Below are 20386 nucleotides of genomic sequence, written 5' to 3'. Positions count from 1 at the left end.
ACGACGATGGCACTGAAGACATTCAATCCCACGACGCCGGGCCAGCGCCAGCTGGTCATGGTCGATCGTTCGGCTCTCTACAAGGGCAAGCCGGTCAAGGCGCTCACCGAAGGCAAGCATTCCTCTGGCGGCCGCAACAACACCGGTCGCATCACCGTGCGCTTCCGTGGCGGTGGTCACAAGCGGACGCTGCGCACCGTCGATTTCAAGCGTGAGAAGATCGACGTTCCCGCGACCGTCGAGCGGCTGGAATACGATCCGAACCGCAGCGGCTTCATCGCGCTGATCAAGTATCAGGATGGCGAGCAGGCCTACATCCTGGCGCCGCAGCGCCTGGCCGTGGGCGACACCATCGTCGCCGGCAACTACGTCGACGTGAAGCCGGGCAACGTCATGCCGCTCGGCAACATGCCGGTCGGCACGATCATCCACAACATCGAGCTCAAGATCGGGAAGGGCGGCCAGCTCGCCCGTTCCGCGGGTACCTATGCCCAGCTCGTCGGTCGCGACCAGGACTACGTGATCATCCGCCTGAATTCGGGCGAGCAGCGCCTGGTGCACGGCCGTTGCCGCGGCACGATCGGCGCGGTGTCGAACCCGGATCACATGAACACCTCGATCGGCAAGGCCGGCCGCAACCGCTGGCTGGGCCGCAAGCCGCACAACCGCGGCGTTTCGATGAACCCGATCGACCATCCGCACGGCGGTGGTGAAGGTCGGACCTCGGGCGGTCGCCACCCGGTCACTCCGTGGGGCAAGCCGACCAAGGGCAAGAAGACCCGCTCCAACAAGTCGACCAACAAATTCATTCTCCTAAGCCGCCACAAGCGGAAGAAGTAAGGATCGCCGGACATGGTTCGTTCAGTCTGGAAAGGCCCGTTCGTCGAGGGTTCTCTGCTCAAGAAGGCAGATGCCGCGCGCGCGTCCGGCCGTCACGACGTCATCAAGATCTGGAGCCGTCGCTCGACGATCCTGCCGCAATTCGTGGGCCTGACCTTCGGCGTTTACAACGGTCAGAAGCATGTGCCGGTGGCCGTCAACGAGGAAATGGTCGGTCACAAGTTCGGCGAGTTCTCGCCGACCCGGACCTTCCATGGCCACTCCGGCGACAAGAAAGCCAAGAGGGCTTGAGGATTAAACGATGAGCAAACCTAAGCGCGAACGGAGCCTCGCCGAGAACGAGGCCAAGGCGGTCGCCCGGATGCTTCGGGTGAGCCCGCAGAAGCTCAACCTGGTGGCCCAGCTCATTCGCGGCCGGAAGGCGGCTTCTGCTCTTGCCGACCTGCAGTTTTCGCGCAAGCGGATCGCGGTTGACGTGAAGAAGTGCCTGGAATCGGCTATCGCGAATGCCGAGAACAACCACGACCTCGACGTCGACGATCTCGTCGTGGCGCAGGCCTTCGTCGGCAACGGCCTGGTGATGAAGCGCTTTGCCGCCCGCGGCCGTGGCCGCTCGGGCCGTGTCTACAAACCATTTTCGCAGCTGACGATCATCGTTCGTCAGGTCGAAGCCGAAGCAGCGGCTTAAGGGACGCAGGAGCACACGATGGGTCAAAAGATCAATCCGATCGGTCTGCGTCTCGGCATCAACCGGACCTGGGATTCCCGCTGGTTCGCCGGCAAGCAGGAATACGGCAAGCTGTTGCACGAGGACGTCAAGATCCGCGAGATACTGCACAAGGAGCTCAAGCAGGCGGCTGTCGCCCGCATCGTGATCGAACGTCCGCACAAGAAGTGCCGCGTCACCATCCACTCGGCTCGTCCGGGCGTGGTGATCGGCAAGAAGGGCGCCGACATCGACAAGCTGCGCAAGAAGGTCGCGGACATCACTTCGTCCGACGTCGTCATCAACATCGTCGAAATCCGCAAGCCGGAACTCGATGCGACGCTGGTGGCGGAATCGATCGCGCAGCAGCTGGAGCGCCGCGTGGCGTTCCGCCGCGCCATGAAGCGCGCCGTTCAGTCGGCGATGCGTCTCGGCGCGGAAGGCATCCGCATCAACTGCTCGGGGCGTCTCGGCGGCGCGGAAATCGCGCGCATGGAGTGGTATCGCGAAGGTCGCGTGCCGCTGCACACGCTGCGCGCCGATATCGACTACGGCGTTGCGACCGCGTTCACGACCTTCGGCACCTGTGGCGTCAAGGTCTGGATCTTCAAGGGCGAGATCCTCGAGCACGATCCGATGGCCCAGGACAAGAGAATGGCCGAAGGCGAGACTGGTGGCGGCGGCGATCGCGGCGGCCGGCAGCGCCGAGACAACGCGGCCTGAGGCCAGCACAGAGATTTTGAGGGCTTGAAGCCATGATGCAACCTAAGAAGACGAAGTTCCGGAAGGCGCATAAAGGCCGTATCCACGGCGTTGCGTCTTCGGGCGCGACGTTGGCCTTCGGCCAGTTCGGCCTGAAGGCGACCGAGCCTGAGCGCGTCACCGCGCGCCAGATCGAAGCCGCTCGCCGCGCGCTGACCCGCCACATGAAGCGCGCCGGCCGCGTCTGGATCCGCGTGTTCCCCGACGTTCCCGTGTCGAAGAAGCCCGCCGAAGTCCGCATGGGCTCCGGCAAGGGCGCGCCGGAACTGTGGGTCGCGCGCGTCAAGCCGGGCCGGGTGCTGTTCGAGATCGACGGCGTCAACACCCAGACCGCGCGTGAAGCGCTGACCCTGGCGGCAGCCAAGCTGCCGATCAAGACGCGCTTCGTCGAGCGCATTGCGGAGTAATGGCCATGGCCCAGATGAAGATCGAAGACATCCGCGCGTTGAGCCCCGATCAGCAGGATGACGCCATCCTGAACCTGAAGAAGGAGCGTTTCAACCTGCGCTTCCAGCGCGCCACCGGGCAGCTCGAGAACACCTCGCGCCTGCGCGAGGCCCGCCGTGACATCGCCCGGATCAAGACCGTCGCCGCGCAGACGCGCGCGAAGAAGAAGTAAGAGGCTAACGAAGATGCCGAAACGTACTTTGCAGGGCGTGGTCGTCAGCGACAAGCAAGCCAAGACCATCGTGGTGCGCGTCGATCGCCGCTTCACACACCCGATCTACAAGAAGACGATCCGCCGTTCGAAGAACTACCACGCGCACGACGAGAGCAACGAGTTCAAGCCGGGCGACATGGTGTGGATCGAGGAATCGAAGCCGGTTTCGAAGTTGAAGCGCTGGGTCGTGATCCGGGGCGAACACAAGAAAAGCGCCTGATCTGTTGGCTTTAGCCGACTGACTTCAGGGAAATGTTGAGCGCCGGCTGGGCTGGCGCAAAGAGAAGAGGACGAGGTGCATCAATGATTCAGATGCAGACCAACCTCGACGTGGCCGACAATTCTGGCGCACGCCGTGTCATGTGTATCAAGGTGCTCGGAGGCTCCAAGCGCCGCTACGCCACGATCGGCGACATCATCGTCGTCTCGATCAAGGAAGCAATTCCGCGTGGCAAGGTGAAGAAGGGCGACGTGATGAAGGCCGTCGTGGTGCGCGTCCGCAAGGACATCCGCCGCGCTGACGGTTCGGTCATCCGCTTCGACCGGAACGCTGCCGTTCTGATCAACAATCAGTCCGAGCCGGTCGGCACCCGTATCTTCGGGCCCGTGCCGCGCGAGCTGCGCGCCAAGAACCACATGAAGATCATCTCGCTCGCGCCGGAGGTGCTGTGATGGCCGCGAAAATCCGCAAAGGCGACAAGGTCATCGTGCTGACCGGCCGCGATAAGGGTCGCACCGGCGAGGTGTTCGAAGTGCGCCCCGATGCCGGCACCGCGCTCGTGCGTGGCGTCAACATGGTCAAGCGTCACCAGAAGCAGACGCAGGCCCAGGAGGGCGGCATCATCTCGAAAGAGTCGCCGATCCAACTGTCCAACATCGCGTATGTCGGCAAGGACGGAAAGCCGACCCGCGTCGGATTCAAGATTCTGGCGGACGGCAAGAAGGTCCGCATCGCCAAGAGCTCGGGAGCTGAGATCGATGGCTGAGGCCGCTTACACGCCGCGCCTGCGCGCGGAATTCGACGCGAAGATCCGGACGGAAATGACCGAGAAGTTCGGTTATGATAACGTCATGCAGGTTCCGCGTCTCGACAAGGTCGTGCTGAACATGGGCGTTGGCGATTCCGTCAACGACCGGAAGAAGGCCGAGAACGCCGCTGCCGAATTGACCCAGATCGCCGGCCAGAAGGCGATCGTGACCTATTCGCGCGTCGCGATCGCGACCTTCAAGTTGCGTGAGAACCAGCCGATTGGCTGCAAGGTCACGCTGCGCAAGGCCCGCATGTACGAGTTCATCGATCGCCTGGTGACGGTCGCGCTGCCGCGCGTCCGAGATTTCCGTGGCCTGAATCCGAAGAGCTTCGACGGTCGCGGCAACTATTCGCTCGGCCTCAAGGAACACATCATTTTCCCCGAGATCGACTTCGACAAGGTCACGGAATCGCGCGGTATGGACATCACCGTCTGCACCACGGCCAAGACCGACGACGAGGCGAGGGCCTTGTTGACCGCTTTCAATTTCCCGTTCCGGCAGTGAGACGCTGACGTAAAGCCTCTCAAACGCGGATACCCAGGAGCCAAGCATGGCAAAGAAGAGTTCAGTCGAGAAGAACAACCGGCGCAAGCGGATGACGAAGAACGCCGCCCCGAAGCGCGCGCGGTTGAAGGCGATCATCGCCGACAAGACGCTGCCGATGGAGGAGCGGTTCGCCGCGACCCTGAAGCTTGCGGAAATGCCGCGTAATTCGTCGGCCACCCGCATCCGTCTGCGTTGCGAGCTGTCGGGCCGTTCGCGCTCGAATTATCGCTTGACCAAACTGTCCCGCATCGCAATGCGGGACCTTGGCTCCAGGGGCATGGTCCCGGGCCTCGTGAAGTCCAGCTGGTAAGGAGGGTCGTTTAGATGTCTACGCACGATCCAATCAGCGATCTGATCACTCGTATCCGCAACGCTCAGATGCGTTCCAAGAGCAAGGTCTCCACGCCTGGTTCGAAGATGCGCGAGAACGTGCTCGAGGTTCTCAAGACCGAGGGCTACATCCGCGGTTACGCCACGCTCGAGCACTCCTCGGGCCGCAGCGAGATCGAGATCGAGCTGAAGTATTTCGACGGCGAGCCCGTCATCCGCGAGATCGAACGAGTCTCCAAGCCCGGGCGTCGTGTCTACGCTTCGGTGAAGGCTCTGCCGCGGGTCAACAACGGGCTCGGCATTTCGGTGTTGTCGACGCCGAAGGGGATCATGGCTGACCACAGTGCGCGCGAAGCGAATGTGGGCGGCGAAGTTCTCTTCACGGTGTTCTGAGAAGGATTTTTGATCCATGTCACGAGTTGGCAAAAGGCCGGTAGCGGTGCCGTCGGGTGTGACCGCGGCCGTCGACGGGCAGACCGTCAAGATGAAGGGGCCGAAGGGCCAGCTTCAATTCGTCGTCCATAGCGACGTCGAGGTGAAGCTCGAGGACGGCCAGGTCAAGGTGAACCCGCGGGTCGAGACCAACCGCGCACGGGCCCTGTACGGGACCGCTCGCGCTCAGGTCGCGAATCTGGTCGAAGGCGTTACCAAGGGCTTCGAGAAGAAGCTCGAAATCACCGGCGTCGGTTACCGCGCCGCGCTGCAGGGCAAGAACCTGCAGCTCGCGCTCGGCTACAGCCACGACGTGGTCTACGCGATCCCGGAAGGGATCACGATCACCGTGCCGAAGCCGACCGAGATCACGGTGACGGGCAGCGATATCCAGCGCGTCGGCCAGGTCGCCGCCGAGATTCGCTCCTATCGTCCGCCGGAGCCCTACAAGGGCAAGGGCGTGAAGTATGTTGGCGAATTCATCTTCCGCAAGGAAGGCAAGAAGAAGTAACGGAGCCGGTCATGTCGAAAGCCAAGGTTACGAATGCCCGGCGCAAGCGCAGTGTACGGCTGAAGCTTCGCCGCTCCGGTGGCGGCCGTCCGCGCCTGTCGGTGTTCCGCTCGTCCAAGCACATCTACGCCCAGGTCATTGACGACCTGAAGGGCGAGACGCTGGCCTCTGCCTCCTCGCTCGAGAAGTCGATGCGCGATGGCGGCAAGACCGGCGCCGATATCGATGCGGCGAAGGCGGTCGGCAAGCTGCTGGCCGAGCGCGCCGCCGAGAAGGGTGTCAAGGAAGTCGTGTTCGATCGCGGCAGCTACCTCTATCACGGGCGCGTCAAGGCTCTTGCCGACGCGGCGCGTGAGAGCGGGTTGAGCTTCTAACAGAATTTGAGGATTGAGGCGTAAGCCTCTGAAGGACTGGAAAAACCATGGCAGAACGCGAACAACGTGGTGGACGCGATCAACGCGGCGGCGGACGTGAACGCAGGGAAGAGCGCGACAGCGAGTTCGTCGACAAGCTCGTCCACATCAACCGCGTCGCCAAGGTCGTCAAGGGCGGCAAGCGCTTCGGTTTCGCAGCGCTGGTCGTGATCGGCGATCAGAAGGGCCGCGCCGGCTTCGGTCACGGCAAGGCGCGCGAAGTGCCTGAGGCGATCCGCAAGGCCACCGAATCCGCCAAGCGCAACCTGACCCGCGTCTCGCTGCGCGAGGGCCGTACGCTGCATCACGACATCGCCGGCCGCCATGGCGCTGGCCGTGTTTACCTGCGCGCAGCTCCGGCCGGTACCGGCATCATCGCCGGCGGTCCGATGCGCGCCGTGTTCGAGACGCTCGGCGTTCAGGACGTGGTCGCGAAGTCGATCGGCTCCTCGAACCCGTACAACATGGTTCGCGCAACCTTCGACGCGCTGAAGCATCAGGATTCGCCGCGCTCGGTCGCTGCCCGCCGCAACATCAAGGTGTCCACCCTCCAGTCCCGCCGTATCGGTGGCGACGCCGAGGCGGTTGCCGAATAACGGAAGCTTTCGGAGTAGACGCCCATGGCCAAGAGTGCCGTTACGACCGCAAAGACGATCAAGCTCGAGCAGACTGGCAGCGCAATCCGCCGCCATCACTCGCAGCGTTCGACGCTGATCGGGCTCAAGCTCAACAAGATCGGCCGCACCAGCGAACTGCCGGACACTCCGGCGGTCCGCGGCATGATCTTGAAAGTTCACCATCTCGTTCGCATCGTCGACGAGAAGTAAGCAAAGGCGCACGATCCCGAAAAGCGGGGACCCGTTTTCGGTGAAGGTCATGCGCAAGAAACAAGGAGCAGGGCGATGAAGCTCAGCGATATCGCCGACAATGCCGGCTCGCGCAAGAAGCGTATGCGCGTCGGCCGCGGCATTGGTTCGGGCAAGGGCAAGCAGGCTGGCCGCGGTGGCAAGGGCCAGACCGCGCGTTCGGGCGTGCGCATCAAGGGTTTCGAAGGCGGCCAGATGCCGTTGCATCGCCGTCTGCCGAAGCGCGGCTTCACGAATATCTTCCGGGTCGAGTTCGTCGAGATCAATCTCGACCGGCTCCAGGACGCGGTCGATGCCAAGAAGATCGACTCCGGCAGCGTCGTGAACGTCGAATCGCTGGTCAAGGCTGGCGTGCTCCGCCGCCCCAAGGGCGGCCTGCGGCTGCTCGGCCGCGGCGAGCTCAAGGCCAAGCTCAACATCGAAGTCCATGGTGCCACGAAGACCGCGATTGAAGCGGTCGAGAAGGCCGGCGGCTCGGTGAAGATCCTCGCGCCTGCCAAGGAAGAAGGCGAGGCGGCGTAACAACTGCGTCATTGGCCCGCGGTTCGCGGGCCTTTGCGCATGCGGGACGATGGACTTATCGAAGCCGTAGCCCCAGATAATGTCCGGTGTCCGGTATAATGTAGCCCGGCCGCGGGCATAACGGCGCAATAGGCGGCGGGAGAAAGTCCAAGATGGCCTCTGCAGCGGAACAACTGGCAGCCAATCTCAATTTCGGTGCGTTTGCCAAGGCCGACGAACTGAAGAAGCGCATCTGGTTCACCCTGGGTGCGCTGCTGGTTTATCGGCTCGGGACCTATATCCCGCTGCCCGGCATCGACCCCAACATCTGGGAGCAGGTGTTCCGCTCCCAGGCGGGCGGCATCCTCGGCATGTTCAACATGTTCGCCGGCGGCGGCATTCACCGCATGGCGATCTTTGCGTTGAACATCATGCCGTACATCTCGGCCTCGATCATCATCCAGCTCCTGACCACCGTCTCGCCCCAGCTCGAGGCGCTGAAGAAGGAAGGCGAGTCCGGCCGCAAGCTGCTGAACCAGTACACCCGTTATCTCACGGTGATCCTCGCGGCGTTCCAGTCTTACGGCATCGCGGTGGGCCTCGAAGGCGCCGGCAACGTCGTCAGCGACCCCGGCATGTTCTTCCGCCTGTCCACGGCGATCACACTGACCGGCGGCACCATGTTCCTGATGTGGCTGGGCGAGCAGATCACCTCGCGCGGTATCGGCAACGGCATCTCGCTGATCATTCTCGCCGGCATCGTCGCCGAGCTGCCCGCGGCGCTCGCCAACATGCTCGAGCTCGGCCGTCAGGGTGCGATGTCGACCGGCCTGATCCTGGTTGTCATCATCATGGCGGTCGCCGTGATCGCCTTCATCGTGTTCATGGAGCGCGCCCAGCGCCGGCTCTTGATCCAGTATCCGAAGCGCCAGGTCGGCAACAAGATGTTCGAGGGCCAGTCCTCGCATCTGCCGCTCAAGCTCAACACCTCGGGCGTGATTCCCCCGATCTTCGCCTCCTCGCTGCTGTTGCTGCCGACCACGGTTGCGAACTTCAACGCGGGCAGCGGGCCGGAATGGTTCCAGTGGATCACCACCCAGCTCGGCCACGGCCGTCCGCTGTTCCTGATCATGTATCTGGCGCTGATCGTGTTCTTCGCCTTCTTCTACACAGCGATCGTGTTCAATCCGACCGAGACCGCGGACAATCTGAAAAAGCACGGCGGCTTCATTCCGGGCATTCGTCCCGGCGAGCGCACCGCGGAATATATCGATTACGTGCTGTCGCGCGTCACCGTGCTTGGCGCAGTCTATCTGGCGATCGTCTGCTTGATCCCGGAAATCCTGATCTCCTACGCCTCGGTGCCGTTCTATTTCGGCGGCACCTCGCTGCTGATCGTCGTCAGCGTCACCATGGACACGGTGGCGCAGGTGCAGGGCTATCTGCTGGCGCATCAGTACGAAGGCCTGATCCGGAAGTCGAAGCTGCGCGGCCGCCGCCGTTAAGCGCGGCGTCCTCTCGGGCGGCGCGACTGCGCCCCCGATTCGCCGCGCGAGCAACGCACGGCGCCTGCAGGGACGGCCAGCGAGCCATTCGGTCGCACCGGCAGAGCGGCTCTCCCTGTAGCGCAAACACTGATCTCAAAGGCCTTCTTGGCGTCCGGCCATTTGCTCCCCTATGATATGGGTAGCGGTGCGGCGCCGATTATGATTTGCACTGTAGTTGGACTTCAAAACACGGGTGCGCGACGTATCGCTCACCAATGCGGGGGGCGTACGCCGATGAGAATCATACTTCTGGGACCGCCGGGATCGGGCAAGGGGACCCAGGCGCAACTGCTGGTGCAGCGCTATGGCATCGTCCAGCTCTCGACCGGCGAGATGTTGCGCGCGGCCGTTGCGGCCGGAACGCCGGTCGGACTCAAGGCCAAGGAGATCATGGCCAGCGGCGGCCTCGTGCCCGACGATGTCGTGGTCGGAATCATCTCCGACCGGATCGATCAGCCGGACGCCAGAAACGGTTTCATCCTCGACGGTTTCCCGCGTACCGTGCCGCAGGCCGAGGCGCTGGATGAGCTGCTCAAGCACAAGCACCTCAAGCTCGACGCCGTGATCGAGCTCCGCGTCAACGAGAGCGCGCTCCTGAGTCGTGTCGAAACTCGCGTCGCCCAGATGCGGGAGCGCGGGGAGGAGGTCCGACTCGACGACACTCCGGAGGTTCTGACCAAGCGACTCGCCAGCTACCGCAACCAGACGGAACCGCTGATTCACTACTATTCCGAGCGGCGGAAGCTTTCGACCATCGACGGCATGATGGCCATCGACGAGGTCACCCGCGCCATTCATCGCCAGCTCCTGGCGCTCGGGGCGGTCGAGCCCAAGACGCATGGCAGGACCCGCGCCCGGAGCGCGGCCAAGGCGGCCCTGGCCAAAAAGGCGAGAGCGGCGAAGAAATCGGCCAAAAAGCCGAGCAGAACAGCCAAAAAGGCTGCGAAATCCGCCAAAAAGGCCGGCAAGAAGGCCGTGACGGGTGCCAAGAAGGCGGTCAGGAAAGCCGGCAAGAAGGCGACCAACAAAAAGACGACCAAAAAGACTGCCAAGAAGGCTGTCAAAAAGGGTGCCAAAAAGACTGCAAAAAAGGTCACGAAAAAGCGAGCCAAGCGCTAGCGGCGGTTGACGAAAGCCCCCTGAATCCCCTAATAAGCCCCGCATCCAAGTCGGATAGTTTAAAACGATGCCGGGCCCCAGGAAGACCAGGGGTGGGCGTCGTGTTCGCGTTTGTGAACACCTGCCCGAGAAACCAAGCACTTAAGGCCAGATTCCTGACGAGGGATCGGCGACAGGAGAGAAGGCCGTGGCCCGTATTGCCGGCGTGAACATTCCGACCAACAAGCGCGTTCTGATCGCGCTCCAGTACATCCATGGCATCGGCCAGAAGATTGCCGGTGAGATCATCGAGAAGGTGAAGATCCCCGAGGATCGTCGCGTCAATCAGCTCAGCGACGCCGAAGTGCTCCAGATTCGCGAAGTGATCGACCGCGACTATCTCGTCGAGGGCGACCTGCGTCGTGAGGTCGGCATCAACATCAAGCGTCTGATGGACCTCGGCTGCTATCGCGGCCTGCGCCATCGTCGCGGCCTGCCGGTGCGCGGCCAGCGTACCCACACCAATGCGCGCACGCGCAAGGGCCCGGCCAAGGCCATCGCCGGCAAGAAGAAGTAAGTTTTCGAATCCAGATCGCGGCGTGTGGCGAACGGGAATGACCCGTTCGCCACACGCCTTTCGTTCCATCAGGTGTAGCCGCTGGCATTACGGCGGCGTTTGAGATCTCCAGGAAAGGTACTCTATGGGCAAGGAAGCCACCCGCGTTCGTCGTCGTGAGCGCAAGAACATCGCCTCCGGCGTCGCGCACGTGAACTCGTCGTTCAACAACACGACCATCACCATCACCGACGCGCAGGGCAACACGATTGCCTGGTCTTCCGCCGGCACGATGGGCTTCAAGGGTTCGCGCAAGTCGACCCCGTATGCCGCGCAGGTTGCCGCCGAGGACGTGTCGAAAAAGGCGCAGGAGCACGGCATGCGCACGCTGGAAGTCGAAGTCGCCGGTCCCGGTTCGGGCCGTGAATCGGCGCTCCGCGCGCTCCAGGCCGCAGGCTTCACCGTCACCTCGATCCGTGACGTGACCACGATCCCGCACAACGGTTGCCGTCCCCGCAAGCGTCGGCGCGTTTGATACCAAATTGCGGGCGCTCTGACGCCCGTAATGACTTTTTGCAAAGCCGTGGGAATGATCTGCGGCCTTTCTCCAACGCCAGTGTCTGCAGCAGCAGTTTGACTGGCCTGTATGGGTGAAACAGTGACAATCCAGAAAAATTGGCAAGAATTGATTCGGCCGAACAAGCTCCAGGTGCAGCCCGGCAGCGATCCGACCCGTTTCGCGACCATCGTCGCCGAGCCGCTCGAGCGCGGATTCGGCCAGACGCTCGGCAACGCGCTGCGCCGCATCCTGCTGTCCTCGCTCCAGGGCGCGGCGGTGCAGTCGGTGCACATCGACGGCGTGCTGCACGAGTTCTCCTCGATCGCGGGCGTCCGTGAGGACGTCACCGACATCGTGCTCAACATCAAGGACATCGCGATCAGGATGCAGGGCGAAGGCCCCAAGCGCATGGTCGTCAAGAAGTCCGGCCCGGGCGCTGTCACCGCCGGCGACATCCAGACCGTCGGCGACGTGGTCGTGCTCAACCCGGACCTGCAGATCTGCACCCTCGACGAGGGCGCCGAGATCCGCATGGAGTTCACTGTCGCCACCGGCAAGGGCTACGTGCCCGCCGAGCGCAACCGTCCCGAGGATGCGCCGATCGGCCTGATCCCGGTCGACAGCCTGTACTCGCCGGTCCGCAAGGTCTCCTACAAGGTCGAGAACACCCGCGAGGGCCAGATCCTCGACTACGACAAGCTGACCATGACGATCGAGACCAACGGCGCGCTGACGCCGGATGACTCCGTGGCCTACGCCGCGCGCATCCTGCAGGATCAGCTCAACGTGTTCGTCAACTTCGAAGAGCCGCGCAAGGAAGTCGCCCAGGAGATCATCCCGGACCTCGCCTTCAATCCGGCCTTCCTCAAGAAGGTGGACGAGCTCGAGCTGTCGGTGCGTTCGGCCAACTGCTTGAAGAACGACAACATCGTCTACATCGGCGACCTCGTGCAGAAGAGCGAAGCGGAAATGCTCCGCACTCCGAACTTCGGCCGCAAGTCGCTGAACGAGATCAAGGAAGTGCTGGCCCAGATGGGTCTGCATCTCGGCATGGAAGTGCCGGGCTGGCCGCCGGAGAACATCGACGAGCTCGCCAAGCGCTTCGAGGATCACTACTGATCTGAACTACAACAGGCAAAGGCGCGAATTCATTGCGCCTTTGCGGGCGAACGCAGGCAGCCCACCTGAGCAACAAGTCCGACGAACCGTCGCGACGAATGAAATTCAAGGAATAGAAAAATGCGTCACGGCAAGGTTCATCGCAAGCTCAACCGCACCGCGGAGCATCGCCGCGCGATGTTCGCCAACATGTGCGCCGCGCTGATCAAGCACGAGCAGATCGTCACGACGCTGCCGAAGGCGAAGGAATTGCGCCCGATCGTCGAGAAGCTGATCACTCTCGGCAAGAAGGGCGGGCTGGCCATGCGCCGCCAGGCCATCTCTGAGATGCGCGACAAGGATCAGGTCAGGAAGCTGTTCGACACGCTCGCGCCCCGCTACAAGGATCGCCAGGGTGGCTACACCCGTATCATCAAGGCCGGCTTCCGCTACGGCGACAACGCCCCGATGGCCGTGATCGAGTTCGTTGATCGCGACGTCGATGCCAAGGGCCAGGACTCCGGTCCGGTGCAGGAAAAGGAAGCCGAGGCGGCGTAAGCCGACCGGCAGCGAGTTTTCAGAAAGCGGCGCCCTTGGGCGCCGCTTTTTTTATGACGCGGCGACGTCTCATGCTGCGCATCGTTTCGACGCCATGGTCGCGTTTCTCAGGACGCTTCCGCCTCGCAACTGAATCCTCACGCGTCGGTGAGGGGCGATTGCGGCCGCCCTTGCAGCGCACGATATCCCCGTCAGCATCAATGGAGACATCGCATGAAGATCGACCTTTCCGGAAAGACCGCCCTCGTGACCGGCTCGACCGCCGGCATCGGCCACGCCATCGCCAAGGGCCTTGCCGGTTCGGGTGCGAGCGTCGTGATTAACGGACGCGGCCAGGACAAGGTCGATGCGGCCGTGCGCAAGCTGGAAGCTGTGGGCGGGAAGGTCCGCGGCATCGCCGCCGATGTCTCGACCGCTGCGGGCTGCAAGGCACTCGTGGCGGCGCTGCCTGAGGTCGATATCCTCATCAACAACGCCGGCATCTTCGAGCCGAAAGACTTTTTCGACATTCCGGACGAGGACTGGAGCCGCTTCTTCGAGGTCAACGTCATGAGCGGCGTGCGTCTCTCGCGCGCGTATTTGAAGGGCATGCTTGGGCGTAACTGGGGCCGCGTCGTCTTCATCTCCTCGGAGTCCGGGCTCAACATTCCCGTCGAGATGATCCACTATGGAATGAGCAAGACGGCCCAGCTTTCGGTCGCGCGGGGCTTGGCGCAGCTAACCCGCGGCACCGGCGTCACCGTCAATTCCGTGCTGCCGGGCCCGACCATGTCTGAAGGCGTCGAGACGTTTGTAAAGGATCTTGCCAAGCAGAACGGCCAGTCACTCGACGAGGCCGCGGCCAATTTCGTCAAACAGCATCGCCCAAGCTCGCTGCTCCAGCGCTTCGCCAGCGTCGACGAAATCGCCAACATGGTGGTTTATGCGGCTTCGAAGGAAAGCCTCCGCGACCAACGGCGCGGCGTTGCGTGCCGAGGGCGGCATCGTCAACACGATTGCGTAAAGGCTGCAGTGCAGCGTCAAGCGCGGAATCGCAGGGTGGGTTGCGCCGTGCGAACTGTGCTTCGCGCAGTCGCAAGGCTAACCACCCTACGCAGCATTATCTACCACCCCTCCAGCACGATCTTGCCGCGCGACTTGCCGCTCTCGAGCAGCGCATGCGCGCGCTTGAGGTTGGCGGCGTTGATCGTGCCAAAGGTCTGGTCGAGCGTGGTGCGCAGCACGCCCTTGTAGATGAGGTCGGCGACATCGCCCAGCAGATGATGCTGCGCGATCATGTCGGCGGTCTGGAACGAGGAGCGCGTGAACATCGATTCCCAGTGCACCGAGATCGCCTTGCCCTTGAACGCGCTCACGCTGAATTCCGGGGGATCGTCGATCAGGCCGAACTTGCCCTGTGGTGCCATCACGTCCGCGATCGCCTTGTAGTGCTGGTCGGTGAAGGTGAGGCTCGCGACCAGCGCGACCGGCGGCAGCTTCAGCTTCTCGATCTGCTCCTTCATTGGCTGGCCGTGGTCGATCACCGCATGCGCGCCGAGATCGAGGCACCATTTTTGCGATTCGGGCCGCGTCGCGGTCGCGACCACCGTCAGCCCGGTGAGGCGGCGGGCGAGCTGGATCAGGATCGAGCCGACGCCGCCGGCGCCGCCCGTGATCAGCAGCGTGCGCGGATCGACACTCTTGCCGGGCACCGCACCGAGCCGATCGAACAACAGCTCCCAGGCGGTGATGGAGGTGAGGGGAAGGGCGGCGGCTTGCGCGAACGACAGGCTTTTCGGCTTGTTGCCGACGATACGCTCGTCGACCAGATGGAATTCGGAGTTGGTGCCCTGGCGCAGGATCGAGCCGGCGTAAAACACCTCGTCGCCCGGCTTGAACAGCGTGACGTCGGGACCGACGGCGTCGACCACGCCGGCCGCGTCATAGCCCAGAATCTTCGTCTCGCCCTCGGGCGGGGCGGCGCGCTTGCGCACCTTGTAATCGACCGGATTGGCCGAGATCGCCTTCACGGCCACGCGGATGTCGCGTCCTCTGGGCTCGGGCTTGGCGATCTCGAAATCGATCAGCGCGTCCCGATCCTCGATCGGAAGCGACTTTTTGTAGCCGACGGCCTTCATGGCTTGTCTCCATCAGATGGCGTGCTCGCCTGCCGTCCTAACTGTCGCTCTGGCTCTAATTTGGCAAGTACTGTAAATTCGGGGATATAGTCCCTGTTTGGATACTATTGGGAAAACACACATGAAGCGGCGCGACTTCGCCCGTCGTCCCGGATGCTCGGTCGAGGCGACGCTCGATCTCATCGACGGCAAGTGGAAGGGCGTGATCCTCTACCACCTCCAAGACGGCACCCAGCGTTTCGGCGAATTACGCCGCCGGGTGCCCGGCATCACCCAGCGCATGCTGACCAAGCAGCTTCGTGCGCTGGAGGAGGACAAGCTCGTCATTCGCAAGGTCTACGCAGAGGTGCCGCCGCGCGTGGAATATTCTCTCTCCGATCTCGGCGAGAGCCTCAAGCCCGTGATCGACATCCTGAAGGCCTGGGGCGAGAGCCATCAGCAGCGGCTGTCCTGCGCGCCGGCGCCGGTCGTCGTGAAGAAACCGAAGCGCGCCGCGTAGATTTCCGGGAGCGGACGGTGCCGCTCCCGGCAGAGATCATCTCAGAACGCGAACTGGGTTCGCATCGCGACAGCGTCGAACTTCGAGCCGACATCGGCGGCCGAGACCGGTGAGGCCTGTTTCGATACCGTGCCATGCAGATAGTCGAGCATGAAGCGAACGTTGCCGTTGACGTACCAGTTCAGGGCCGCCGTGTAGACGGTCTGCCGGCCGCCTGCGATGCCGGTGGCCGTTCCGAACTGGTCGTTGAGGTCGATCGTCGAGAAGCGCCCCGCGATTTCCCATGCGCCCCAGCCGCCGCCATCGAGCGAGAACGGGTGCGCCGGCTTGACGCCGCCATAGGCCGCGTTCGCCGCGTTGTAGCTGCGGCCCTCGCCCGTCAGCACGTAGCCGGCCTGTGCATAGCCGCCCTGGAATTTGAGGCTCGGCGCACCCAGCGGCGGCAGGCCGGTATTGGCGCTGCGGTCGATGTTGTACCAGAAATACTCGCCCTGCAGGATCAGCGGTCCGTAGGTGGCGGCCGCTTCGACGCTGTAGACCTGCGCGCCGGAGGCATTGGCGATCGCGCCGGTGGTAGCCAGTGCCGTCGGATCGATGCGCAGTTCCGGGCGGTCGCTGAGCGTGACCGTCTGCGCACCCGTCACCATGTTGCGCGGCGGCTGGATCAGCCATTCGGCGTTTCCGCCGAGATGGAGCGAGTAATCCTTGCCGCTGACGACCTGGCCGGCAACGCGGGCGACGGCGCCATACTGCTCGGAGGCACCGTTCGGTGCCACGCTGGACGCGGAATGGATCGCACCGGTCGAGGGTCCCGTGACATAGCCGCCGATCCAGAGCTGGTCGTTGTACCAGCGTGTGCCGACGGCGGAGCGGAAGTCGCCCGCAGCGATGCTGGTCGCGACGATGCCCGCTGAGGCGCGCTCCATGAACATGATGTCGTTGGAGCTCGTGGCCTCATCGAGGGTGTAGGGCAGGTCCATGATGCCGCCTTCGATGGCCATCTTGCCGCCGAACGGTTTCAAGCCGGTGTAACTGAGATAGGCGTTCTCGACGCCTGAGACGCCGCCGCCGGGTAGCGAGCCGGGCGCAGAGCCGCCAAATCCGTCGGAGGAACCGCCGAAGTCGTAGACCAGCGCGAAATTCCAGTCGTTGAAGAATTTGCCGGCGAGACCGATGCGCGCGCGACGGACGTTCTCGCCGCTGTCGAGCTTTTGCGGCACGGTCGCCGCCGTGTTGGGCCGATAGTCATAGCCTCCGACATCCCAATGCACGCGGCCGGTGATCCCCACACAGTTCGCCCCATCGGCGGTGCAGATGGTCGGCCCGGTTATTCGGCATCGTCACCACGACGCCGGACGCTGGCGCCGGTCCCTTGAGCGGGATCGCCGCGTTGGCATTGGCAACGACGGCCTTCGCTTCGGAACGCGCTTCGGCTTTCGCCTCCGCCTTCGCTTCGGTCCTGGCCTTGGCCGCAGCCGCGGTGTTCGCGGCGGTCTGGCTCTGGAGCTTGTCGAGCTTCTGCTCCAGCATCTTCAACTGCTGCTTCAGGAGCGCGATCTCCTGATCGCTGCTGCTCGCCGATTGGGCCTGGGCCTGCGAGGCCGCCAGCGCGCCGGCGAGACCGATCGCCGTGGCTGCAATTCTGATCCTGCTCACGTCATGACTCCATCGGTTGACGAACTTCCTCAAGTCGCAACGGAGAGCCTAGGTATGATCGATGACTGCCCCGCGACTCTGCGCCCGGTTGCGCGGTTCCCACTGATGTAAATTCGCCGCAACCGAATCCGCCTTGCACCACCATGCAAGATGACGTGCATCATGCCAATCCACAGCCCCGGCAAATTGCTATTTCGCACGCAGGGCTTGCAGGCCGGACACACCAAAAGGGGGCTGAATATGCCGCCGGGCACCCTTCTATTAGCGGGCGAACGCGCCTATATTCCGGCGTCTTTTCCGAGAGGTAGGAATGTTTCGATCGACCTGGGCCGCCGTCGTCACGGCACTGTGCATAGCCTTTTCGGCCAACTTCAATCCGGCCGCCGCGCAGGACCGCCGTGTCCCGTCCTCGCCCGCCGAACTGCGGCTGTCCTATGCGCCGATCGTGCAGCGGGTGCAGCCGGCGGTCGTCAACGTCTATGCCGCCAAGGTAGTGCAGAACCGCAACCCGCTGCTCGACGATCCGATTTTCCGCCGCTTCTTCGGCGCGCCCGGCCAGCAGCAGGAGCAGGTGCAGCGCTCACTTGGTTCGGGCGTGATCGTCGATGCGTCCGGGCTCGTCGTCACCAACGTCCATGTCATCGAAGGCGCCGACCAGGTCAAGGTGTCGCTGTCGGACAAGCGTGAGTTCGAGGCCGAGATCGTGCTGAAGGACTCTCGCAGCGATCTCGCGGTGTTGCGTCTGAAGGACACCAAAGAGAAGTTTCCGGCTCTCGAATTCACCAATTCGGACGAGCTGATGGTGGGCGACGTCGTGATGGCCATCGGCAATCCCTTTGGCGTCGGCCAGACCGTGACTCACGGCATCATCTCGGCGCTGGCGCGTACGCAGGTCGGTATCACCGACTACCAGTTCTTCATCCAGACCGACGCGGCGATCAATCCCGGCAATTCCGGCGGCGCGTTGGTCGACATGAACGGCAGGCTCGCGGGCATCAACACCGCGATCTATTCGCGCTCCGGCGGCTCGCAGGGCATCGGCTTCGCAATCCCCGCCAACATGGTGCGCGTCGTCGTCGCCTCCGCCAAGGGCGGCGGCAAGGCGGTGAAGCGGCCGTGGCTTGGCGCGAAATTGCAGGCGGTGACGCCCGAGATCGCCGAAAGCCTCGGCCTGCGTTCGCCCACCGGCGCGCTGGTCGCAAGCGTCGTTCCGAACGGACCGGCGGCCAAGGCCGGGCTAAAATCCTCCGACCTGATCGTCTCCATCGACGGCCAGACCGTGGATGATCCCAACGCCTTCGACTATCGCTTCGCCACACGGCCGCTCGGCGGCACGGCGCAGATCGACGTGCAGCGCGGCGGCAAGCCGGTCAGGCTGACGGTCGCGCTGGACGCCGCGCCCGATACCGGCCGCAACGAGCTCGTCATCACCGCGCGCTCGCCTCTCCAGGGCGCGAAGGTCTCGACCATCACCCCGGCGCTCGCCGACGAGCTGCATCTGGACGCCGACACCGAAGGCGTCGTGGTCACCGATCTCGGCGGCGACAGCGCGGCCGCGAATGTCGGCTTCCAGAAGGGCGACGTGATCCTGGCGGTCAACAACCAGAAGATCAGCAAGACCAGCGACCTCGAAAAGGCCGCGGCCGAGCGCCAGCGCATCTGGCGCATCACGCTGGTGCGGGGCGGGCAGCAAATCAACGTCACGCTGGGCGGATGAGTCCGAAGCGACCACAGGAGACGCCAACTCTCTTTGCCGCGGCGGGGCTCGATCACGAGGCTCCGCATCCGCTGCCGGATCGGCTGCGGCCGCGCGCGCTCTCGGAGGTCGTCGGCCAGGATCACATCCTGGGTCCCGACGGCGCGCTGACGCGCATGCTGGAGACGCGCACGCTGGGGTCGCTGGTATTCTGGGGCCCGCCCGGCACCGGCAAGACCACGGTAGCGCGGCTGCTCGCGGACGCCACCGATTTGCATTTCGAGCAGATCTCCGCGGTGTTCTCCGGCGTCGCCGATTTGAAGAAAGCCTTTGAGGCCGCGCGTGCCCGCCGCGAGATGGGCAAGGGCACGTTGCTGTTCGTCGACGAGGTGCATCGTTTCAACCGCGCCCAGCAGGATTCGTTTCTGCCCGTCATGGAAGACGGCACGGTGGTGATGGTCGGCGCCACTACCGAAAACCCGTCCTTCGAGCTCAACGCGGCGCTTCTGTCCCGGGCGCGCGTGCTGGTGTTTCGCTCGCTCGATGCGGCCGCGATCGAAAAGCTGTTCGCGCATGCCGAGGAGGTCGAGGGCCGCAAGCTGCCGCTCGACGAGGAAGCGCGCGCCGTGCTGGTTCGCATGGCCGATGGCGACGGCCGTGCGTCGCTGACGCTCGTCGAGGAAGTCTGGCGCGCTGCGCGCAAGGACGAGGTTTTCGACGCCACGCAGTTGCAGGAGATTTTGCAGCGTCGCGCGCCCATCTACGACAAGTCGGCCGATGGCCATTACAATTTGATCTCGGCGCTGCATAAGTCGGTACGGGGCTCCGATCCCGATGCCGCGCTGTATTATCTCGCACGCATGCTCGATGCCGGCGAGGACCCGCTGTTCCTGGCCCGTCGCGTCGTGCGCATGGCGGTCGAGGACATCGGCCTTGCCGATCCGCAGGCGCTCGTCATTGCTAATGCCGCCAAAGGATGCCTTCGACTTCCTCGGCCATCCCGAGGGCGAGCTCGCCATCGCGCAGGCCGTGGTCTATCTCGCCACCGCGCCGAAATCGAACGCCGTCTACACCGCCTTCGGCACGGCGATGCAGGTCGCAAAGCAGGCCGGCTCGCTGCTGCCGCCGAAACATATCCTGAATTCCCCGACCAAGCTGATGAAGTCGGAAGGCTACGGCGCATCTTACGAATACGACCACGACACCCCGGACGCGTTCTCCGGCCAGGACTACTTTCCGGAAGCCCTGGGCCGCCAGACCTTCTACGACCCGCCCGAGCGCGGTTTTGAACGCGAGATCCGCAAGCGGCTGGATTATTGGGCCAAGTTGCGGAAGGAGCGGGGTGGCTGAGGCCAGAAGCGCCATTTCGTCGTGACGAAAGGGCACTTTTGGGCTAGGCAGG

The 20386-nt window shown here is 63.6% G+C and carries 26 protein-coding genes and 3 pseudogenes; 27 read left to right on the top strand and 2 right to left on the bottom strand.

Translation table 11 applies throughout. The features are described 5' to 3' along the window. The first annotated feature begins 6 nt into the window (after window positions 1-6). The 24 genes and pseudogenes from rplB (at window position 7) to ACVWYI_RS25065 (ending at window position 14019) form a co-directional block, all read left to right on the top strand. A complete protein-coding gene (rplB, locus tag ACVWYI_RS25180; protein ID WP_247503497.1) occupies window positions 7-840 on the top strand; it encodes a 50S ribosomal protein L2 in 834 nt (277 codons plus the stop codon). Between the two features lie 12 nt (window positions 841-852). After that, complete coding sequence (gene rpsS, locus ACVWYI_RS25175) at window positions 853-1131, top strand: 30S ribosomal protein S19 (RefSeq protein WP_074116739.1); 279 nt, start codon at window positions 853-855, stop codon at window positions 1129-1131. A gap of 10 nt (window positions 1132-1141) precedes the next feature. Continuing rightward, window positions 1142-1528 carry a 50S ribosomal protein L22 gene (gene rplV / locus ACVWYI_RS25170; protein ID WP_092034894.1) on the top strand — a complete coding sequence of 129 codons (387 nt, stop codon included), beginning with the start codon at window positions 1142-1144 and terminating at the stop codon, window positions 1526-1528. A gap of 18 nt (window positions 1529-1546) precedes the next feature. Beyond that, a complete protein-coding gene (rpsC, locus tag ACVWYI_RS25165) occupies window positions 1547-2269 on the top strand; it encodes a 30S ribosomal protein S3 (protein WP_247341170.1) in 723 nt (240 codons plus the stop codon). 32 nt (window positions 2270-2301) lie between these two features. Continuing rightward, on the top strand, window positions 2302-2715 hold the full coding sequence (rplP, locus tag ACVWYI_RS25160; protein WP_063982581.1) for a 50S ribosomal protein L16: 414 nt from the start codon (window positions 2302-2304) through the stop codon (window positions 2713-2715). A gap of 5 nt (window positions 2716-2720) precedes the next feature. After that, window positions 2721-2927: a 50S ribosomal protein L29 gene (gene rpmC, locus ACVWYI_RS25155; protein WP_007603026.1), complete on the top strand. Its 207-nt coding sequence runs from the start codon at window positions 2721-2723 to the stop codon at window positions 2925-2927. Between the two features lie 13 nt (window positions 2928-2940). Next, the gene (rpsQ, locus tag ACVWYI_RS25150; RefSeq protein WP_247341172.1) at window positions 2941-3189 is read left to right on the top strand and encodes a 30S ribosomal protein S17; all 249 of its coding nucleotides are present in this window, start codon (window positions 2941-2943) and stop codon (window positions 3187-3189) included. Between the two features lie 83 nt (window positions 3190-3272). Beyond that, window positions 3273-3641 (top strand): 50S ribosomal protein L14, encoded by a 369-nt coding sequence (gene rplN / locus ACVWYI_RS25145; RefSeq protein WP_007603030.1) that lies wholly within the window; start codon window positions 3273-3275, stop codon window positions 3639-3641. Continuing rightward, on the top strand, window positions 3641-3955 hold the full coding sequence (rplX, locus tag ACVWYI_RS25140; protein ID WP_247341174.1) for a 50S ribosomal protein L24: 315 nt from the start codon (window positions 3641-3643) through the stop codon (window positions 3953-3955). The genes rplN and rplX overlap by 1 nt, the downstream gene beginning before the upstream one ends. Next, window positions 3948-4505, top strand: a complete 558-nt coding sequence (rplE, locus tag ACVWYI_RS25135) for a 50S ribosomal protein L5 (protein ID WP_247341176.1) — start codon at window positions 3948-3950, stop codon at window positions 4503-4505. Before rplX ends, rplE begins: the two co-directional genes overlap by 8 nt. A 46-nt stretch (window positions 4506-4551) precedes the next feature. Further along, on the top strand, window positions 4552-4857 hold the full coding sequence (gene rpsN / locus ACVWYI_RS25130) for a 30S ribosomal protein S14 (protein WP_247341178.1): 306 nt from the start codon (window positions 4552-4554) through the stop codon (window positions 4855-4857). A 14-nt stretch (window positions 4858-4871) separates the two neighbouring features. Then, entirely contained in the window at window positions 4872-5270 is a 399-nt protein-coding gene (gene rpsH / locus ACVWYI_RS25125) for a 30S ribosomal protein S8 (RefSeq protein ID WP_008136338.1), read from the top strand. Between the two features lie 16 nt (window positions 5271-5286). Continuing rightward, on the top strand, window positions 5287-5820 hold the full coding sequence (rplF, locus tag ACVWYI_RS25120) for a 50S ribosomal protein L6 (RefSeq protein WP_247341181.1): 534 nt from the start codon (window positions 5287-5289) through the stop codon (window positions 5818-5820). 11 nt (window positions 5821-5831) lie between these two features. Further along, on the top strand, window positions 5832-6194 hold the full coding sequence (gene rplR, locus ACVWYI_RS25115) for a 50S ribosomal protein L18 (protein ID WP_007603036.1): 363 nt from the start codon (window positions 5832-5834) through the stop codon (window positions 6192-6194). Window positions 6195-6241: 47 nt separating this feature from the next. Continuing rightward, window positions 6242-6829, top strand: a complete 588-nt coding sequence (rpsE, locus tag ACVWYI_RS25110) for a 30S ribosomal protein S5 (RefSeq protein WP_007603037.1) — start codon at window positions 6242-6244, stop codon at window positions 6827-6829. A 24-nt stretch (window positions 6830-6853) separates the two neighbouring features. Beyond that, a complete protein-coding gene (rpmD, locus tag ACVWYI_RS25105; protein WP_211399432.1) occupies window positions 6854-7060 on the top strand; it encodes a 50S ribosomal protein L30 in 207 nt (68 codons plus the stop codon). 75 nt (window positions 7061-7135) lie between these two features. Next, complete coding sequence (gene rplO, locus ACVWYI_RS25100; RefSeq protein WP_354050817.1) at window positions 7136-7621, top strand: 50S ribosomal protein L15; 486 nt, start codon at window positions 7136-7138, stop codon at window positions 7619-7621. Between the two features lie 152 nt (window positions 7622-7773). Next, entirely contained in the window at window positions 7774-9105 is a 1332-nt protein-coding gene (gene secY / locus ACVWYI_RS25095; protein WP_246916884.1) for a preprotein translocase subunit SecY, read from the top strand. 276 nt (window positions 9106-9381) lie between these two features. Next, the gene (locus ACVWYI_RS25090) at window positions 9382-10266 is read left to right on the top strand and encodes an adenylate kinase (protein ID WP_456663475.1); all 885 of its coding nucleotides are present in this window, start codon (window positions 9382-9384) and stop codon (window positions 10264-10266) included. A gap of 187 nt (window positions 10267-10453) precedes the next feature. Next, window positions 10454-10822 (top strand): 30S ribosomal protein S13, encoded by a 369-nt coding sequence (gene rpsM / locus ACVWYI_RS25085; RefSeq protein WP_092034909.1) that lies wholly within the window; start codon window positions 10454-10456, stop codon window positions 10820-10822. Window positions 10823-10946: 124 nt separating this feature from the next. After that, window positions 10947-11336, top strand: a complete 390-nt coding sequence (gene rpsK / locus ACVWYI_RS25080; RefSeq protein ID WP_007603045.1) for a 30S ribosomal protein S11 — start codon at window positions 10947-10949, stop codon at window positions 11334-11336. Between the two features lie 111 nt (window positions 11337-11447). After that, complete coding sequence (locus tag ACVWYI_RS25075; RefSeq protein WP_247341187.1) at window positions 11448-12479, top strand: DNA-directed RNA polymerase subunit alpha; 1032 nt, start codon at window positions 11448-11450, stop codon at window positions 12477-12479. 120 nt (window positions 12480-12599) lie between these two features. Further along, the gene (gene rplQ / locus ACVWYI_RS25070; RefSeq protein ID WP_007603047.1) at window positions 12600-13016 is read left to right on the top strand and encodes a 50S ribosomal protein L17; all 417 of its coding nucleotides are present in this window, start codon (window positions 12600-12602) and stop codon (window positions 13014-13016) included. Window positions 13017-13229: 213 nt separating this feature from the next. After that, window positions 13230-14019 (top strand): annotated as a pseudogene (locus ACVWYI_RS25065) (SDR family NAD(P)-dependent oxidoreductase). Between the two features lie 100 nt (window positions 14020-14119). Here the strand turns inward: ACVWYI_RS25065 and ACVWYI_RS25060 are convergent. Then, window positions 14120-15133, bottom strand: a complete 1014-nt coding sequence (locus ACVWYI_RS25060; RefSeq protein ID WP_456663474.1) for a zinc-binding alcohol dehydrogenase family protein — start codon at window positions 15131-15133, stop codon at window positions 14120-14122. A 121-nt stretch (window positions 15134-15254) separates the two neighbouring features. On the opposite strand from ACVWYI_RS25060, the gene ACVWYI_RS25055 reads away from it, so the two are divergent. Next, on the top strand, window positions 15255-15632 hold the full coding sequence (locus tag ACVWYI_RS25055; protein WP_354104159.1) for a winged helix-turn-helix transcriptional regulator: 378 nt from the start codon (window positions 15255-15257) through the stop codon (window positions 15630-15632). Between the two features lie 41 nt (window positions 15633-15673). Here the strand turns inward: ACVWYI_RS25055 and ACVWYI_RS25050 are convergent. Then, window positions 15674-17288, bottom strand: a pseudogene (locus ACVWYI_RS25050) (OprO/OprP family phosphate-selective porin). 310 nt (window positions 17289-17598) lie between these two features. On the opposite strand from ACVWYI_RS25050, the gene ACVWYI_RS25045 reads away from it, so the two are divergent. Continuing rightward, on the top strand, window positions 17599-19005 hold the full coding sequence (locus ACVWYI_RS25045; RefSeq protein ID WP_247341200.1) for a DegQ family serine endoprotease: 1407 nt from the start codon (window positions 17599-17601) through the stop codon (window positions 19003-19005). Further along, window positions 19002-20334 (top strand): annotated as a pseudogene (locus ACVWYI_RS25040) (replication-associated recombination protein A). The gene ACVWYI_RS25045 and the pseudogene ACVWYI_RS25040 overlap by 4 nt, the downstream one beginning before the upstream one ends. The last annotated feature ends 52 nt before the right edge of the window (window positions 20335-20386 follow it).

The sequence above is a fragment of the Bradyrhizobium sp. LB13.1 genome (assembly GCF_054056815.1).
Note: the sequence above shows the minus strand (reverse complement) of the source record. Positions and strands in the feature narration are given on the sequence as shown.